This is a genomic window from Tardiphaga sp. 285_C5_N1_2, from assembly GCF_052076065.1.
Lineage (GTDB): Bacteria > Pseudomonadota > Alphaproteobacteria > Rhizobiales > Xanthobacteraceae > Tardiphaga > Tardiphaga robiniae.
Genome location: NZ_CP197241.1, coordinates 1345156 through 1362515, shown reverse-complemented (window position 1 = coordinate 1362515; position 17360 = coordinate 1345156). Strand labels below are relative to the sequence as shown.

The window sequence follows — 17360 nt, the reverse complement described above, 5'->3', positions numbered from 1 at the left end:
GAGATATCCGGACGATAGCGTCCGGATATCTCGTTGATGACCGTCGGAGATTCGCTCCGACGGATCACATCTTCTGAACCCAGAACTGATACATCGAAATGAACGTATAGGGATTCTCGGTTTCGAACACATGCCACGACCCAAGATCGGTCATGGCAATGTCTGCAGGAAATCGCTGACGATATTTTCGCTTCGTCGCGACGTCGACATCGAAGCCGAGAAACCGCAGATCGTTATCCTTCAGGAACCGCTCGATCTGCGGCAGTGTCATGCGATGTTCCTGCCCGTGAAACAGCAGGTCGCGGCAGTCGCTCAGGCTGAAGAAATCCGATGTCAATGTCACGTTCTTGAGCGGCATGCCGTCCTCGCAGGCGAGCAATTCCTGCCGGCAGAGACGAATGTCCGCGGGTACGGGCCGATAGCCACGCTCCGCGATGAATGCGCGCGCGGCGACGATGTCCCGTCTGGCGATCTCGCTATAGAGCGCGATCTGCATCACCCCATCGGGCTTCAACAGCGACACCAATATGCGCCATGCAGCGAATGGATCGGCGAGATGGTGCAGCACACCGCTCGATTCGATCATCTCGAACGTGTGGCCGATCGACGACAACTTCATAATGTCGGCATGGGCATGGCGCAGATTGCGGATGCCGAGCGCACGCGTCTGCCGCCGCGCATAACTCAGCGATTTCAAACTGAGATCAACGGCGAGGACCTGCGCGTCACGGAATCTCTGTGCCGCGTGGATAGCCGAGCGGCCCGTGCCGCAACCAGCCACCAGGATGTTGACCGATCCCTCCTTGCCACCGGGTATGAAGGACGAGTCAGGAAATTGTTCGGAGAGAAACGCATCGAGCGTCGTTGATGGACCAATCGGCTCCGCAGCGAGCCACTGCGGATAGGGATGCTCCTCATAGTGGCTGCGGACCTGCAACGACACGTCGTCCTCGACCGGCGTCAAGGCCGGCATGAGGGAGCTGAGCCGCCGTTCCTCTTGCCAGGCGCGTATCTGCTGATCCAGCACGGCGCCGACGCTATCCGGCCAGCGGCGATCGAGAAGACGCTCCGGATTGGCGAGAGCATGGAGCGGCATATAGCTGGCAATCGCCAGGAGCGACAAAGCTGACACGGACGCTCCCGACGCTAGTCTGGCAGCAACGTCGCTCCGCAACGACTCGACGTGCTCTGCCTCGATTGCAGATAGCGCAAAGACATAGCTGTTGATGAAGCACTGCCGTGCGACGGCAGAGAACAGCGTCAGCACGGGTGCTGGCACCGCGGCGCCGGATAGGCCTTGCGCAGTGCTCAGGAGAACGAAGCGAAGCTCGGTCGCGAATTTTTCCAGCAACGGGTTCGACACGGGTGTCGCCTGCAGCACGGCGCGCAGCAGTGAATCCCCGGCAAACGCTGCTATTCCCGACGAAGCCAGTATCGCCTCTGCCGGCTGCGACCGAAAATCCGGATCGGCAAGCCGCGCCATGCCCGATCTCAATGCATCACTGAGCACGAGAAAGGTCGCGCAGGCAGGCGCAAGGGTGGACGGCCTCACCCACGCCTCGGAGATCGCACGCTCCAGGATCGATCTGATATCGCCGGCATCGGGCCGAAGCAGCGGCGACTGCAGGCAAGCAGCCACCGTTGCTTTCGTCTCAAACGTCTCCTGTACGGCCAGTGCCCGGCACGACAGCCGCAGCGCCTGTGCGATATCCCCGTTCTGCAACAACAGCCTTGCCAGGGCGCACAAGGCCTCCGGCCAGTCCGGCTTCAGCGCCAGCGCATGACGATAAGCCTCCTCGGCGTCCCGTTCACGCGCCAATTCGATGAACGCCCATCCACGACCAAGCCATGCTTCGGCAAGACGCGAATTGATTGCGAGTGCCTGATCGTAAGTCGCGCACGCATCACCGTATTGTCGGAGCCCGAGCAAGGCACTTGCCTTGTTGACGATGACCTCCGCATAGTTCGGACGCAGTGCGATGGCCCTGTCGAAAGCAATGATGGCTTCGGCGTATCGCTTGAGGTCGTTGAGAACAGTCCCTCGGCCATTCCAGGTATCGGCAACGGCAGGATTGATCGCCAGCGCTCCGTCAAAGCGCTGCAAGGCCTCCGCCGGACGCTTCAATGCCTTCAGAACGAGACCGTAATTGTAGAAAGTCGCATCCGACGACGCGTCGAGCTGAAGAGCCGTCTTGATAAATGGTTCCGCCTCGGCATGGCGTTTCAACTGGCTGAGAACGACGCTCAGGAGGTTGAGCGTGGCAATGTGTCTGGGCTGCTGCCGGAGGACTTTCCTTAGTCCTCGCTCCGCATCCTCAAGCTGGCCCGACTGCAAGAACGCAATAGCTTCCCGAAAACTGAACTCGACCGGTGCCGACATGAGTGTGCCGAAAGAACCTGAGAAAAATCTGCAATATTTCTCTCAATTACCAGCACAGCCTGCGACTTTAAAGCGCACTTTTCTCTCACCCCCTACCTTGACACCGCAGTTTTCTTAATGGGTCTGCATCGCCTTCGCCGCCGCGCCGTGTCGGCGGATCAGATCCGCGATATCCAGCCCCGGGATCGCACCGTCGATCACGCGCCATGCGCCGCCCACCATCACGCGGTCCGCACGATGCGCACCGCACAACACCAGCGCCGCCAGGGGATCGCCATGGCCGGAGAAGCGCAGCTCGTCGAGTTTGAACAGCGCGAGATCGGCCATTTTGCCGACCGCGATCTCGCCGAGCTCCGGCCGCCCCACACAGGCCGCCGAGCCTTTCGTCGCCCAGCGCAATGCATCCTTGTGACTGACGCGCCCGACGCCGTAACGCGCCCGCTGCAGCAGAAATGCCGCGCGCACTTCCTGCATCAGATTCGATCCGTCATTCGACGCCGAACCATCGACGCCGAGGCCGATGCCGACGCCGGCATCCTCCATCTCGCAGACCGGGCAGCAGCCAGAGGCCAATAGCTGATTGCTGCAGGAGCAATGACTGATGGTAGTCCCGGCCTTGCCGAGCCGCAGCATTTCCGCCCCGTTGAAATGAATGCCATGCGCCAGCCAGGTGCGTTTATTCAGCCAGCCGGTCTGCTCCAGATAATCCAGCGGACGGCAGCCATAGATCTCCTCGCAATAGCGGTTCTCGTCCTCGGTCTCGCCGAGATGCGTATGCAGCCGCACATCGAGCTTGTCGGCCAGCGCGGCGGTCGAGGCCATCAGGGAGGTCGTCACCGAGAATGGCGAACACGGCGCCAATGCGATCTGCACCATGGCGTCCTCGCCGCGCTGGTGGAATTTCGCCACCACGCGCTCGCTATCAGCCAGGATCGTGTCCTCGTCCTGCACCACGCTGTCCGGCGGCAATCCGCCGTCCTTCACCGAACGGTTCATCGATCCCCGCGTCAGCAGCACGCGCATGCCGAGCCGCTGCGCCACCGCCACTTCGATATCGACGGACTGTTCGAGGCCGGCCGGAAACACATAGTGGTGATCGGTGGTCGTCGTGCAGCCCGACAGCAACAATTCCGACATCGCCACGCTGACGCCGAGATGGAGATTCTCGGGCGTCAGCCGCGCCCAGACCGGATACAGCGCCTGCAGCCAGGGAAACAGCTCGCGATCCAGCGCTGCCGGCAAGGCCCGCGTCAGCGTCTGGTAGAAATGATGATGCGTATTGATCAGCCCCGGCAGCACCACATGGGCGCTCGCATCATAGACCGCCACATCCGCTGTTGCCGGCTGGCCGCCGGCCGGCACCAGTTCGACAATCCGGCCATTCCTGACGACAATGCCGCGCTCGGCACCCTCGGCGAAAATGCCGAGCGGATCCTTGATCCATGTGGCCTGCGTTTCTGTCATGGCTCATCTCCTTAGGTCCTGGACCCGACCTTGCAATTCAGGGACCAGCCACGAATACTTCGATTTGTTCTGCAATTGTCGGCGACTTGGCGTCGGTCTTGCAAGGTTCACAATGATACTTCAAGGGGTCATTGCCGAGTGAAAGCATAACCGCCCTATGGATTTGAATACGGTCACGTCCGTTGCCCGCCCTACGACGCGGGAACAGCTGCCGACATGGAGTGCCGGGGATGCATGGCTCGCCGGGGGCACCTGGCTTTTCTCCGAACCGCAGACCCACCTGACGCGGCTGATCGACCTCACCGATCTCAAATGGCCGGCCCTCACCGTCACGGACGGCGAATTGCAGATCGCCGCGACATGCACCGTGGCGCAACTGGACGCGCTGGCCTGCCCGCCGGACTGGATCGCATCGCCCCTGATCAATCAATGTTGCCGCGCCTTCCTCGCGTCTTTCAAGATCTGGAAGACCGCAACGGTCGGCGGCAATCTCTGCATGTCGCTACCGGCCGGCCCGATGATCGCGCTCACCGCCGCGCTCGATGGGGTCTGCACGATCTGGAAGGCCGATGGCAGCGTGGACACGATCGATGTGGTGGACTTCGTCATCGGCGATCAAAGCAATGTGCTGATGCCGGGTGATCTCCTGCGCAGCATTGCCATTCCGCTTGCAGCCTTCAAACGACGCTCTGCATTCAGGCAGATCTCGCTGACGCCGGTCGGGCGATCTGCTGCGCTGCTGATAGGAAGCCTTGATGAAGATGGCTTGCGGCTGACGATCACGGCCTCGACGAAGCGGCCTGTCCGTATCGCGCTCTCAACACTTCCCGATGCCGATGCGCTCGAAGAAGCGATCCTCGACCGGATTCCGGACAACCTCTATCACGATGACGTTCACGGCAAGCCGGCCTGGCGCAAGCAGATGACGCTGCGGCTCGCGGAAGAAATCCGCGCCGAGCTGCGGGGCTTCAAGCCATGAGTTTCGAGATCAACGGCCACAGCTTTTCGCAGCAGCCGCAAGCCGGCCAATGCCTGCGTACCTTCCTGCGTCAGCTCGGCCGTTTCGGCGTCAAAAAGGGCTGCGATGCCGGCGATTGCGGCGCCTGCACCGTGCTCCTCGATGGCGAGCCAGTGCATAGCTGCATCATCCCGGCATTCCGCGCCGAAGGCCATGCCGTCACAACAATCGAAGGTCTCGCGCCCGAAGGCGGCATCCATCCGATGCAGCAGGCGTTCCTGGACGCACAGGGATTCCAGTGCGGCTTCTGCACATCCGGCATGATCGTGACCTGCGCGTCGCTCAATCAGGCACAGCGCGCCGATCTCGGAGCGTCATTGAAGGGCAATCTGTGTCGCTGCACAGGCTACCGCGCGATCGAAGACGCACTCGACGGCAAGTCCAATGTGGAAGACGCGGAGCCCGGCACCGCCTTCGGCCGCAGCCTGCCCGCGCCCGCTGGTCCCCAAGTAGTGAGGGGCAAGGCGCGCTACACATTCGACGTCGCCGTGGACGGGTTGCTGCATATCAAGATGCTGCGCTCACCGCATCCCCATGCCCGCATCGTGTCGATCGATACGTCAGCCGCGCAGGCGATGCCGGGCGTGCATGCGGTGCTGACTCATGCGGATGCGCCAGCCACATTGTTCTCAACGGCACGCCACGAGATCGATGCAATGGATCCCGAGGATACACGGATCCTCGACGACACCGTGCGTTTCATTGGCCAGAAGGTCGCCGCCGTGGTCGCGGACAGCGAAGCCATCGCGGAGGAAGCCAGCCGCCGCATCGACGTCGTCTATGACATCCTGCCCGCGGTATTCGATCCCGCGGGCGCCATCGCGCCCGGCGCGCCGGTCATTCACCCCGACAAGACGCCGGTGCATCGCGTCAGCAATGCGGCACGCAACGTCATCGCCGAAACACACGGCGAATTCGGCGATGTCGCGGCAGCGCTGGCGTCGTCGGCCGTCACCTATGAGGGCACCTTCACCACGCAACGCGTGCAGCACGGCCATCTCGAGACCCATGGCGGCATGGCCTGGCTGGATGCAGACGGCGTGCTGAACGTACGCTCCAGCACGCAGACGCCGTTCCTGACGCGGCGTGCACTTGCGCAGCTCTATGGCCTCCCCTCCGACAAGGTCCGCGTGTTCTGCGAACGCGTCGGCGGCGGATTCGGCGGCAAACAGGAAATGTTCGTCGAGGACATTCTCGCGCTGGCCGCGCTCAAGACCGGCCGCCCGGTGAAATGGGAACTGACCCGCGAGGAGCAATTCATCGCCACATCGACGCGGCATCCGATGCGCGTCACGGTCAAGGCCGGCGCCGACAAGCACGGCAAGCTCACCGCGCTGCAGCTCGACGTGCTGTCCAACACCGGCGCCTATGGCAATCATGCGGGCCCGGTGCTGTTTCACGCCTGCGGTGAATCGCTCGGCGTCTATAACTGCGCCAACAAGAAGGTCGATGCCGTGGTCGCCTATACCAACACGGTGCCTGCCGGCGCGTTTCGCGGCTACGGCCTGCCGCAAACCCTGTTCGCGGTGGAGGCCGCCATCGACGACCTTGCGAAACAGCTCGGCATCAGCCCGTATGATTTCCGCCGGCACAACGTCATCAAACCCGGCGATCCCATGCTGTCGCCCGCGGGCATCCACTACGACGATGTGCTGATCGGCAGTTACGGCCTCGACCAGTGCCTCGATCTGGTCGAGCAGGCGATGCAGGCGAAGACGAAACACGACCTCGATGACGACTGGCTGATCGGCGACGGCATCGCGCTCACCATGATCGACACCGTACCGCCGCAAGGCCACATCGCCGAAGTCGTCATCGCCAAACGTGACGACCGCGACTACGATCTCACGGTCGGCACCGCCGAATTCGGCAATGGCACCGCGACGGTGCATCGGCAGATCGCGGCCACGACACTTGGCTGCACCGTCGAGCAGATTCATCTGCGCCAGTCCGATACGAGGAACGGCGGCCACGACACCGGCGCCTATGGCAGCGCCGGCACATTCGTCGCTGGCAAAGCCACCCATGACGCCGCGCAAAAACTGATGGAGGCGATGAAGGCGGACAGCAACGCACGAAGCGCCACTGGAACTTCGGGCGGCACCCCCCGTTCGGTCGCCTTCAACGTCCATGGATTTCGCGTGGCGGTGAACAAGGGGACCGGCGCGATCAAGGTTCTCAAGAGCGTGCAGGCTGCGGACGCTGGCGCCGTCGCCAATCCGATGCAGCTCCGCGGCCAGATCGAAGGCGGCGTCGCGCAGTCGCTGGGGGCCACGCTCTATGAGGAGATGGTGATCGACGACCGCGGCCGCGTCGTCAATCCGAAATTCCGCGACTATCATCTGCCATCCTTCGCCGATCTGCCGCGCACCGAAGTGTATTTCGCCGACACCTATGATGCGATCGGGCCATTGGGCGCGAAGTCGATGAGCGAAAGCCCCTACAATCCCGTCGCGGCCGCCCTGGGCAACGCGCTGTTCGACGCAACGGGGATTCGATTCACGCAAGTGCCGTTCAAGCCCGATCGGATTTTTCCGGAGTTGCAGAGGAAGTTTGGGAAGTAGTCGACGTCAGTAGACGTGTCGTCCCCGCGAAGGCGGGGACCCATAACCACGATCATCAAGGTAAGAGCGGCAGAGCCACGACCACATCGCTTTAAACAGATCCCTGGTGTTTATGGATCCCCGCCCCGCGCACGCCTTCGGCGTGCTAGGCGGGGATGACACCTGAGACGGCAGTGCCCCGCCCCTCACCCGCCGCGAAGGCGCGGCGACCTCTCCCCGCCTAGCGAAGCTTCGCTTCGCGTGAGGGCGGGGAGAGGTTAAGAACGCTCGGCGCTCTTGTCTTCGCCGCGAACTACCCCCGCCCCACCGTGCATTCGATCTGCCCGTGCGGCTCGTCCGTCGGCAGGAACACGTCGTTGTTGTTATCGAGACTAAAGGCCGAGAGATTCATCAGGATATAGTGGATGTTCGGACAGGCCATGCTGATCTCGGAAATCTCCGGCACCGCCGCCAGCACCTTCTCGCCCATACGATACAGGCTGTTCTGCACGCTCGGACTATAGGTCGTCGCGAATTCCTTCAGCAGCGTGTCCAGAATTGTCTTGTTGGTCGCGGGATAGCTGGCGGGCTTGCCGGACCATGTCCATGACGCCACCATCGATGTCGCGCAGATGCGGTCATTGGTCGGCTGGATCGTGGAATATTTGTCAGTGTAGTAATTCTCCCAGCCCGACTGAGTCGACTTCATGAAGGTGAAACCGTCGAGGCCCGAACTCATGACCGCGCCGTCGCGCGTGGCATGGATCTCGACGGTCGGCTTGCCGTTGCTGTCGAGCAGGAATGCGTGCGGGTGTAGTTCGCCGTCGACAGCCAGCCGGGCCCACTTGGTTTCATGCGCAGTGATGCTGACGGAACTCGCCTGCGGATACAGGTCGAGATAGCGCTTCGCCAGCACCTGGCAGAACTCTTCGGTCGACAGCGCGGTATTCTCCCGCGCCACCACATTGACGATGTTCTTGATCGTGTCCGTGGACGTTGAAGTGGAGTTGTCCGCGTCGGTATAGGCCCGGCCGAAATCGCCTTCCAGCATCGCCTTGATGCTGAGCTGGCTGACATCCTGCTTGTCGCCGTCGCGATGGATCCGCATGATGCGGACACGGCCTTTTCCATATCTGTTCTTGATGAGCGGCACGCACGACCTCCAGTCTGTAGTGGCAACCGCGGAACTTCGGTCGCCGGGCAATATATTGAGCAATGCTCACTTTCGAGCAACCTTCGTGCCACCGGTCACCGCACCACCGGGGCGAAACGGCTTTCAGCGGCGTCTGGCACGGGGTTTGTATCTGACGATCATAATGCCACGATATTTCATCACCTAAGCAAGGGGCTAGATCAATGACAGTGAGCGTCCATCCCGTCGACGAGATGCTACCGACGCCGCGCCTGCTCGCGCTGGGCCTGCAGCACGTGCTGGTGATGTATGCCGGCGCGGTGGCCGTGCCGCTCATTATCGGCCGCGCCCTGAAACTGCCACCTCAGGACGTCGCCTTCCTGATCTCCGCCGACCTGTTCGCCTGCGGCCTGGCCACGCTGGTCCAGTGTATCGGCTTTCCCGGCGTCGGCATCCGCCTGCCTGTCATGATGGGCGTCACTTTCGCCTCGGTCGGCCCGATGCTGTCGATGGCCACCGCCCCGGAGATCGGCCTGCTCGGCATCTATGGCTCGGTCATCGCTGCCGGAATCTTCGGCATCATTGTCGCGCCTTTCATCAGCCGGCTGCTGCCGCTGTTTCCACCGGTGGTCACCGGCACCATCATCATGGTGATCGGCATCTCCCTGATGCGCGTTGGTATCAACTGGGCTGGTGGCGGACTACCCATGTTCACAAAGATGATCGATGGCGTTCCGCACACGTTCCCCAATCCGGCTTACGGCCAGTTGCAGGGGCTCGGCATCGCGCTGTTCGTGCTGGTCGTGATCCTTGCTTTGATCAAATGGGGCGCCGGCTTTCTGTCCAACGTCTCGGTGCTGCTCGGCATCATCGCGGGCGCGATCCTTGCCAGCGTGCTCGGCGTGATGCATTTCGACAAGGTCGGCACTGCCGGCTGGGTCGATATCGTGCTGCCGTTCCATTTCGGCATGCCGCAATTCCATCTCGTGCCGGTCGTCACCATGTGCATCGTGATGATCGTGGTGATGATCGAGTCCCTCGGCATGTTCCTGGCTCTCGGCGAGATGACCGACAAGAAGGTCGACAGGGACGCGCTAACCAAGGGCCTGCGCGCCGATGGCGTCGGCACCTTCCTCGGCGGCATCTTCAACACCTTCCCCTATACCTCGTTCTCGCAGAATGTCGGCCTTGTCGGCGTCACCGGCGTGCGCTCGCGCTGGGTCACCATTGCCGGCGGCGGCATCATGCTGGTGCTCGGTCTGCTGCCGAAGATGGCCGCTTTGGTGGAGTCGGTGCCGCAGGTGGTGCTCGGCGGCGCCGGCCTCGTGATGTTCGGCATGGTCGCGGCCACCGGCGCGCGAATCCTCACCGCGGTCGATTTCAAGACCAACCAGCGCAACCTGTTCGTGGTCGCCATCTCGGTCGGCTTCGGCATGATCCCGCTCGTGTCGCCGAATTTCTTCAAGGCGCTGCCGCACGACCTGCACCCGCTGCTGGAGTCGGGCATCCTGCTCTGCGCGCTGGTGGCCGTGATCCTGAACGCGTTCTTCAATGGCGTGAGCAGTGCCGAGACCGCAAAGGCGGAAGCGGCTGGTGTTGCCGCGGCGGCGACGCATTAGTTTGCCTCTTAACCTCTCCCCGCTTGCGGGGAGAGGTCGACGTCCGCATGCGAAGCATGTGGGCGTCGGGTGAGGGGGACTCTCCGTGAACGCCACGGCTCGTGGAGAGTCCCCCTCATCCGTCGTCGCTTCGCGACGCCACCTTCTCCCCGCAAGCGGGGAGAAGGCAAACAGCCGCCTCACTTCACCTTGGGCTCGAGCCCGCTAGCCACGATCACAGGCGCGGCCTGTTTCGAGGACAGAAACGCGATCAGCGCCTTGCCCGCATCAGGCTGCGGCGCATTGCTCGCGAGCCCCGCCGAGAACACCGTGATCTTCTGCAGCTCCGCCGGCAGCGGGCCGACGATCTCGATGCCCTTGACCGGCTTCAATTCGCTGATCTGCTGAAAACCGATCTCCGCCTCGCCCCTGGCGACGATCTCGCCGACCGGCGTCGCCGGGATCTTGCGCGCCTTGTCCTTCATGGCGTCGGCAATGCCAAGTTTCTCGAACATCTCCTTGCTGACATACACACCGCTGGCGCTGTCCGAATAGGCCACGGTCCTGGTCTTCAGCAGCGCCACCTTCAGCGTATCCGCCGAGGACAGGTCCGGCTTCGGCGCGCCCTCCTTCACGGCAACGCCGATCGGCGAATCCGCGAGATCGACGCGGCTGTCGGCGACCACCTTGCCCTTGCTGACGAGATCGCCCAGCGCATAGCCCACCATGATCAGCACATCGGCCGGCTCGCCGCGCGCCAGCCGCATCGGGATCGCCTGCGGCGTCTCGCCCATCGACGGCCCATAGGCCGTGACGACCGTATTGCCCGTTGCCTTCTCGAATTGCGGCACCAGTTCCTTGTAGGCTGCCGTGAAGCCGCCGGAGATCATCACATGGACTTCGGAGGCGAAAGCGCTGGGCGTCGAGGCGACGGCGCAGCCGAGCACGAGCAGCGAACGAATGATGTGGCGCATGGTGTCTCTCCCGCTTGACGTCTTTTTTTCTTATCCTCTCCCCGCTTGCGGGGAGAGGTCGACTGGAACGCGCGAAGCGCGTGGAAGTCGGGTGAGGGGGAGCCAGTGTTTTACTCGCTGGCTCCCCCTCATCCGTCGTCGCTTCGCGACGCCACCTTCTCCCCGCAAGCGGGGAGAAGGAAACCTTAGCTCCCGCGATACGTCCCATAGCTCCACGGCGTCACCAGCAGCGGCACGTGGAGATGGCCTTCGGGTTCATAGACCGAAAAGCGCAGCGGGATCTCGTCGAGGAACGGCGGATCGGACATCGGCACGCCACGCTCCGCAAAATAGCTACCGACCTTGAAGGTCAGTTCATAACGCCCGATCGGCACCGGGCGGCCGCCGATCAGCGGCACATCGGTGCGGCCGTCGTGATTGGTCAGCGTGCGCGCAATCACGCGGCTGACGCCAAGCTTCGACAATTCGACAAGCTCGACCGAAATCCCGGCCGCAGGTCTGCCGCTATGGGTATCCAGCACATGGGTCGAGAGCCGGCCATGCACCTGTAGGCGATCCGGCCCGTCGACCAGCAAATCGGTGCGCAATGCCGCGATCTTGCAGATTTCGGCGACCGATGCGGTGACCTCGGCGGCCGGGTCGTTCGGCAACCGCTTCTCGAAATCCGCGAGGATGGAATCCTTGGTGTGACGACGGACACAGACGATGTAGGGGAAGCCGAACTTCGCTCGATAGGCATTGTTGACGCGATCGAAAGCCGCATATTCGGCCTCCGACAGCCGGTCGAGCCCGACGCTGTTCTGCTCGGCATTGGACTCCGCCGTCAGGAGATCGCCGCGTTGCGTTTTATCGGCGAGATCCGGATGCGCCTTGATCAGCGCCAGCCGCTGGCCTGCAGCTGCCTCCTCGACCACCCCACGCATCGCGGCGAACAACTGCTTCACGCCCGCGAAAGGCCGGCTGTCCGCGGCCTTCTCCGCAATCCACGGCGAATATTCGAAGATATTCGCCAGCGCTGCGACGAAATCCGCTTTGCTGCAGGCGTTGAGTTCGTCGAGCGTCTTCTCTGTCATGACAGGGTCTATCCCAATCCTGGTCTATCCGATGGCACGGGCGTCGGCGGCGAGATGTTTCAGATTGGCGTGCCAGTGCTCGGCGATATCAAGACGCGTCGGCACCCAAACGCGCTCGTGGCTCGCGATGTAATCGAGGAACCGCATCAGCGACGCCGCACGTCCGGGCCGCCCGACGACGCGGCAATGTAGGCCCACGGTCATCATCTTCGGCGACGTCGCGCCTTCGGCATACAGCACATCGAACGAATCCTTCAGGTAGGTGAAGAACTCGTCACCGCCACCAAAGCCCTGCGGGTTGACGAAGCGCATGTCATTGGCATCGAGCGTATAGGGAATGATGAGCTGCGGTTCGCTGGGCCCCTTGATCCAGTACGGCAGATCGTCGGCATAGGAATCGCACAGATACTTGAAGCCGCCGGCTTCCATCAGCAGGCGAATGGTGTTGATCGAACTGCGGCCGGTGTACCAGCCGGCCGGGCGCGCGCCGGTCGCCTCGGTATGCACGCGGATCGCCTCGGCAATCTCGAAACGCTCCTCCGGCTCCGACATATCCTTGTGCTCGATCCACTTCAGACTGTGGCTGGCGATATCCCACTTCGCCTCCTGCATGGCGGTGACGATTTCGGGATTGCGTTGCAGCGCTGTCGCGACGCCGAAAACCGTGGTCGGCATATTGCGCTCGGTGAACATCCGCCATAGCCGCCAGAAGCCGGCGCGCGAGCCATATTCGAACATGGATTCGATATTGGCATGGCGCTGACCCGGCCAGGGCTGTGCGCCCAGCACATCCGAGAGAAACGCTTCCGAGGCGCGGTCGCCATGCAGGATGTTGTTCTCGCCGCCTTCTTCGAAATTGACGACGAACTGTACCGCCACGCGCGCGCCATCCGGCCATTTCGGATCGGGCGGATTGCGGCCGTAGCCGCGCAGATCGCGGGGATAGTCGCTCCCGGCCATCAGACCATCTCGAAACGGACGGGTTGCGCACCCTTCCAGAGCACGGTCTTGCCCATCTCTTTCAGATTTTCGAGGTTCGAGGTCAGCGTAATGAAATGGTTGCCGGCGAGCTGGCCCATCTTGCTGGCGAAATGCACGCCGCTATAGGCCAGCAGGATCTCGGTCTCGCTGATGCCGCCCGGATACAGGATGATGTGGCCCGGCGCCGGAAAGCTGGTGTGGTTTTCATAGGGCACGCCGAAATCGAGATCGCCAAGCGGCATCCAGACGCCCTCGCCGCTCCAGCGCACATGGATCGCCTGGCTGACAAACGGCATCGCCTTCTTGAAGGCGGCGACGGTCTTGGGGGCGTCCTTCTCCTCGAATTTCGCGTCGAAGGTGAAGTCGCCGACATGGACTTTGAGCTGGCTCATCCGTGGAATCTCGTAATTGGAGTGACTGACAGTGATCCATCCAGATTGCAGCAGAGGGCGAAAGAAGCAAGCCGCAGTTTTCGGCGGCGTTGCCTGTAGACTGCGTTCCCTCTCCAACACTGTCATTCCGGGGCCTCCTTGCTCGTCATTCCGGGGCGCACGAAGCGGCACAGCCGCGTAGTGCGAACCCGGAATCTTGAGGTGTTTTGCTGAACATGCTGGGATTCCGGGGTCGCGTCCGGCTTACGCCGGCCACGCCCTCAGGCAAACCAATTGGTTTGCCGGGGAATGACGAGTGTGGGGGCAGGAAGACGTCAAACATATTTTCCTATCTTCCATTGACAACATCCCTACATGGACTATATTCCCCTTTGTCCGGCCCCGATGAGAGGGGCGAGCGCGATCGTCACGTTCGCGGGGCTGGATGCGGTGGACGCCGGAGGTGCGGCGTTACGCGGTTTGGGGGTGACGTCTGTCTTCGGGCAGGACGGATCTGCGCCAGCACTGCCACTGGCATGGAGACGGCCGGGTTTGAGATGGAAAGACTCCCTAGACAGTGTAATGGACGACTAAATCGAAACGCGTCCGGCCAACTGTCTGAGGCCCCCTGTCCCTTCGTGGACACTAATAGTGGCAACGGATCGATCGCCACGGCGAAGCGCAGACAAGCCGAAAAAACACCGTATGCGGAACGCCGGGCACTATCTTTGCCCCGCGCCTTCCGAAAGTCCTGATGCACTAACTTGCGGAAGACCGCATTCGCATCAGGCCCAAGGGTGCAACGGGCACCCGGCGTTCCGCACGCCCTCTTGAAGGGGGCGAGGTGGGAATGCTCATAGCTCGGACGCGCAAGCGCCGCGAGAATGCGAACGCATGTTTTCAGGACAGTGGCTGTTTGAAATTTGAATCCTGCAATGATGCGCTGCCGCTATCGTTCATCACTCAGCGGTGGCTTGAACGTCAGCGGTGATTCCATCGCACGCTGCCTCGCGCGATCCACGGCCTGTGCAAAATCCTGCGCATCGAACCACGGCTCATCGCGCATCAACGCATCCAGATCCTCGTTCCAGATCTGCGACACCTCGATATCGAACTTCATATTGTGCTTCTGGCTGACAGCCTGAATTCCATAGCCAGTCACGGCCCATTGCTTGCCGAGCCAAAACACATCCCGATGCAGCACCACGTCTACGCCCAATCTCGTCCGGTATCGTACAGAGACGAAAAGAACCCCAACCCGATGAGGGTGAGGCTCTACTGAACCGGTCTAGTCCATCAAATTTTAGCAACATCGTCCAGCGTTGAGACCAACGCCGATCTAGATGCGACCATTCTCGTTCGGCGGCTGTGGATGCTGCGCCTTCTGCGCCCGTTCCGCATCGGCCTTGTTGGCCTCGTGGCGTCCGATCACGCACCCCGCAACGACGCCGACCTTGCCATGTCCTGCATAGTGGCCGGCGATTCCGCCAATGATCGCGCCTTTGATACAGCCTTTCGCCTCGGCCGCAACCGATGAAAACGCGAGACCGGCAACCGCAGTGCACAGCAGCAATTTCTTCATGATAACTCTCCCGCGTGATCGACCTCCTACAAGTCGCCGCTCCGCATTTCGTTCCATCAGTTGAAATATCGCCGACTCACACTCGCATCCGATTCGTGCCATAGATGTCGCAAATCGTGCCCAGGGATAAAACGACCATGCCAGCACCCAAACCGCCTGCTTTTGAAACGCTGAGTCTGCATGCCGGCCAGCATCCGGACGCGATCACCGGCGCGCGCGCCGTGCCGATCTACCAGACCACATCCTATGTGTTTCAGGATTCGGATCACGCTGCTGCGCTGTTCAATCTCGAACGTGCCGGCCACATCTATACGCGCATTTCAAATCCGACGACGGCGGTGCTGGAAGAGCGACTCGCCGCACTCGAAAACGGCGTCGGCGCCGTGTGCACCGCGTCAGGCATGGCGGCACTGCATCTCGCCATCGCCACATTGCTCAATGCCGGCGATCACATCGTGGCGTCGTCCTCGCTCTATGGCGGCACCATCAACTTGCTGGCCCACACGCTGCCGCGCTTCGGCATCACCACGAGTTTCGTCAAGCCGCGCGATCTCGACGCCTTCAAGGGGGCGATCAAGCCGAACACGAGACTGGTCATCGGCGAGACCATCGGCAATCCCGGCCTCGAAGTGCTCGACATACCCGCCGTCGCCGACATCGCCCATGCCGCGAAGATTCCGCTGCTGATCGACAATACTTTCGCGACGCCATTCCTGTCGCGGCCGATCGAGCTCGGCGCCGACATCGTGATGAACTCCGCCACCAAATGGATCGGCGGCCACGGCATCGCTATCGGCGGCGTGATCGTCGATGGCGGCCGCTTCGACTGGCACGCCTCCGGCAAATTCCCGCAACTCACCGAACCCTATGCCGGCTATCACGGCATCGTTTTCGACGAGCAATTCGGCACTGCCGCCTTCATCATGCGCGCCCGCACGGAAGGATTGCGCGATTTCGGCGCCTGTCTCTCGCCGACCAATGCGTTCCAGCTTCTGCAAGGCGTCGAGACACTGGGCATTCGCATGGAGCGCCATATGGCCAATACACATGCGGTGCTCGCAGCGCTCACGGCCAACAAGGCCGTCGACTGGGTGCTGCATCCGTCGCTGGAGAACCATCCGGATTACGAACTCGCGAAACGCCTGCTGCCGCGCGGCGCCGGCTCCATCGTCTCCTTCGGCATCAAGGGCGGCCGCAATGCCGGTCGCAAATTCATTGAGGCACTGCAGCTGACCAGCCATCTCGCCAATGTCGGCGACGCCAAGACACTGGTCATTCATCCCGGAAGCACCACGCATCAGCAGATGGATGCCGAACAGCTCAAGGCCGCCGGCATCGGCGAGGAGCTGATCCGCCTCTCAGTCGGCATCGAAGCCGCCGATGACATCATCGATGACCTCGCGCAGGCGCTGCGCATCTCGCAGAAGGGCTGAGCGATGCAACTCACCGTCAACGGTCACGAGACCTATATCGCGAATGGCGGCCGCACGTTCGATCCATCGCTCCCGGTCGTCGTGATGATCCACGGCGCCGGCTTCGATCACTCGACGTGGGCGCTGCATACGCGCTGGTTCGCGCATCATGGCTTCGCCGTACTGGCGCCGGATCTGCCCGGCCATGGTCGCTCACAAGGTGAAGCGCTCACGACCATCGCCGATCTCGCAGACTGGACCGCAGCATTGATCGAGGCAGCGGGCACAAAGACTGCGCGGCTGATCGGCCATTCCATGGGCTCGCTGATTGCGCTGGAGACCGCAGCGCGGCATCCCCGTAAAGTCACGCGCCTCGACCTGATGGGCACGGCAGGGACGATGACCGTCGGCCCGGATCTGTTGAAGGATGCCGAAGCCAATCAGCACTCCGCCATCGACATGGTGTCAATCTGGGGGCTCGGCTTTCGCGCCGAACTCGGCGGCAGTCTCGCGCCGGGGTTGTGGATGCATAGCGGCGCGCAGCGCGTGCTGGAAGCCACGAAGCCGGGCGTGCTGTTCGCCGATCTCAACGCCTGCAATACATACCAGAATGCGCTGACTGCTGCGGCCCAGCTCGAAATCCCGGTCACGCTCATCCTCGGCGAGCGGGACATGATGACTCCCGCCAAGGCTGGCAAGACCCTGGCCGCCGCCTTGAAAAACGCCCGCACGGTGATTCTGCCGGGCACTGGCCACATGATGATGGTCGAGCGCCCCGACGACGTGCTCGCCGCGCTACAGCACGAGCAATAGAGTCCACAACGCGGCGATG

At 62.2% G+C, this 17360-nt stretch carries 14 protein-coding genes; 5 read left to right on the top strand and 9 right to left on the bottom strand.

What is annotated here, in order from left to right; translation table 11 throughout:
• Positions 1–64 precede the first annotated feature (64 nt).
• Positions 65–2380 (bottom strand): tetratricopeptide repeat protein, encoded by a 2316-nt coding sequence (locus AB7951_RS06390; protein WP_439061825.1) that lies wholly within the window; start codon positions 2378–2380, stop codon positions 65–67.
• A 114-nt stretch (positions 2381–2494) separates the two neighbouring features.
• A complete protein-coding gene (locus AB7951_RS06385; RefSeq protein WP_120291487.1) occupies positions 2495–3844 on the bottom strand; it encodes an 8-oxoguanine deaminase in 1350 nt (449 codons plus the stop codon).
• Positions 3845–4001: 157 nt separating this feature from the next.
• On the opposite strand from AB7951_RS06385, the gene AB7951_RS06380 reads away from it, so the two are divergent.
• Positions 4002–4823 (top strand): FAD binding domain-containing protein, encoded by an 822-nt coding sequence (locus AB7951_RS06380; RefSeq protein ID WP_120291489.1) that lies wholly within the window; start codon positions 4002–4004, stop codon positions 4821–4823.
• On the top strand, positions 4820–7426 hold the full coding sequence (locus AB7951_RS06375) for a molybdopterin-dependent oxidoreductase (RefSeq protein WP_120291491.1): 2607 nt from the start codon (positions 4820–4822) through the stop codon (positions 7424–7426). Before AB7951_RS06380 ends, AB7951_RS06375 begins: the two co-directional genes overlap by 4 nt.
• A 292-nt stretch (positions 7427–7718) precedes the next feature.
• Here AB7951_RS06375 and pucL read toward each other — a convergent pair whose 3' ends face one another.
• Complete coding sequence (gene pucL / locus AB7951_RS06370) at positions 7719–8558, bottom strand: factor-independent urate hydroxylase (protein WP_120291493.1); 840 nt, start codon at positions 8556–8558, stop codon at positions 7719–7721.
• Between the two features lie 203 nt (positions 8559–8761).
• On the opposite strand from pucL, the gene AB7951_RS06365 reads away from it, so the two are divergent.
• Positions 8762–10156: a nucleobase:cation symporter-2 family protein gene (locus tag AB7951_RS06365; RefSeq protein WP_120291495.1), complete on the top strand. Its 1395-nt coding sequence runs from the start codon at positions 8762–8764 to the stop codon at positions 10154–10156.
• A 179-nt stretch (positions 10157–10335) separates the two neighbouring features.
• Here the strand turns inward: AB7951_RS06365 and AB7951_RS06360 are convergent, their stop codons facing one another.
• From AB7951_RS06360 to AB7951_RS06335, 6 genes are all read right to left on the bottom strand, one after another.
• Positions 10336–11109 (bottom strand): substrate-binding domain-containing protein, encoded by a 774-nt coding sequence (locus AB7951_RS06360; protein ID WP_120291497.1) that lies wholly within the window; start codon positions 11107–11109, stop codon positions 10336–10338.
• A 185-nt stretch (positions 11110–11294) separates the two neighbouring features.
• The gene (gene uraD / locus AB7951_RS06355) at positions 11295–12182 is read right to left on the bottom strand and encodes a 2-oxo-4-hydroxy-4-carboxy-5-ureidoimidazoline decarboxylase (protein WP_089265269.1); all 888 of its coding nucleotides are present in this window, start codon (positions 12180–12182) and stop codon (positions 11295–11297) included.
• Between the two features lie 24 nt (positions 12183–12206).
• Positions 12207–13142 (bottom strand): allantoinase PuuE, encoded by a 936-nt coding sequence (gene puuE / locus AB7951_RS06350; protein WP_120291499.1) that lies wholly within the window; start codon positions 13140–13142, stop codon positions 12207–12209.
• Positions 13142–13555, bottom strand: a complete 414-nt coding sequence (locus tag AB7951_RS06345) for a DUF3830 family protein (RefSeq protein WP_068735441.1) — start codon at positions 13553–13555, stop codon at positions 13142–13144. The genes puuE and AB7951_RS06345 overlap by 1 nt, the downstream gene beginning before the upstream one ends.
• 928 nt (positions 13556–14483) lie before the next feature.
• Entirely contained in the window at positions 14484–14696 is a 213-nt protein-coding gene (locus AB7951_RS06340) for a hypothetical protein (RefSeq protein ID WP_147421707.1), read from the bottom strand.
• 177 nt (positions 14697–14873) lie between these two features.
• Complete coding sequence (locus AB7951_RS06335; protein ID WP_068734329.1) at positions 14874–15116, bottom strand: hypothetical protein; 243 nt, start codon at positions 15114–15116, stop codon at positions 14874–14876.
• Between the two features lie 137 nt (positions 15117–15253).
• On the opposite strand from AB7951_RS06335, the gene AB7951_RS06330 reads away from it, so the two are divergent.
• A complete protein-coding gene (locus AB7951_RS06330) occupies positions 15254–16549 on the top strand; it encodes an O-acetylhomoserine aminocarboxypropyltransferase (RefSeq protein WP_120291504.1) in 1296 nt (431 codons plus the stop codon).
• A 3-nt stretch (positions 16550–16552) separates the two neighbouring features.
• Entirely contained in the window at positions 16553–17341 is a 789-nt protein-coding gene (locus AB7951_RS06325) for an alpha/beta fold hydrolase (RefSeq protein ID WP_120291506.1), read from the top strand.
• The last annotated feature ends 19 nt before the right edge of the window (positions 17342–17360 follow it).

Coding starts and splice junctions, on each gene's coding strand:
- AB7951_RS06345 (WP_068735441.1), bottom strand. CDS start 13,555: ATGAGCCAGCTCAAAGTCCATGTCGGCGACTTCACCTTCGACGCGAAA.
- AB7951_RS06385 (WP_120291487.1), bottom strand. CDS start 3,844: ATGACAGAAACGCAGGCCACATGGATCAAGGATCCGCTCGGCATTTTC.
- AB7951_RS06375 (WP_120291491.1), top strand. CDS start 4,820: ATGAGTTTCGAGATCAACGGCCACAGCTTTTCGCAGCAGCCGCAAGCC.
- AB7951_RS06335 (WP_068734329.1), bottom strand. CDS start 15,116: ATGAAGAAATTGCTGCTGTGCACTGCGGTTGCCGGTCTCGCGTTTTCA.
- puuE (WP_120291499.1), bottom strand. CDS start 13,142: ATGGCCGGGAGCGACTATCCCCGCGATCTGCGCGGCTACGGCCGCAAT.
- AB7951_RS06365 (WP_120291495.1), top strand. CDS start 8,762: ATGACAGTGAGCGTCCATCCCGTCGACGAGATGCTACCGACGCCGCGC.
- AB7951_RS06380 (WP_120291489.1), top strand. CDS start 4,002: ATGGATTTGAATACGGTCACGTCCGTTGCCCGCCCTACGACGCGGGAA.
- AB7951_RS06390 (WP_439061825.1), bottom strand. CDS start 2,380: ATGTCGGCACCGGTCGAGTTCAGTTTTCGGGAAGCTATTGCGTTCTTG.
- uraD (WP_089265269.1), bottom strand. CDS start 12,182: ATGACAGAGAAGACGCTCGACGAACTCAACGCCTGCAGCAAAGCGGAT.
- AB7951_RS06360 (WP_120291497.1), bottom strand. CDS start 11,109: ATGCGCCACATCATTCGTTCGCTGCTCGTGCTCGGCTGCGCCGTCGCC.
- AB7951_RS06330 (WP_120291504.1), top strand. CDS start 15,254: ATGCCAGCACCCAAACCGCCTGCTTTTGAAACGCTGAGTCTGCATGCC.
- AB7951_RS06325 (WP_120291506.1), top strand. CDS start 16,553: ATGCAACTCACCGTCAACGGTCACGAGACCTATATCGCGAATGGCGGC.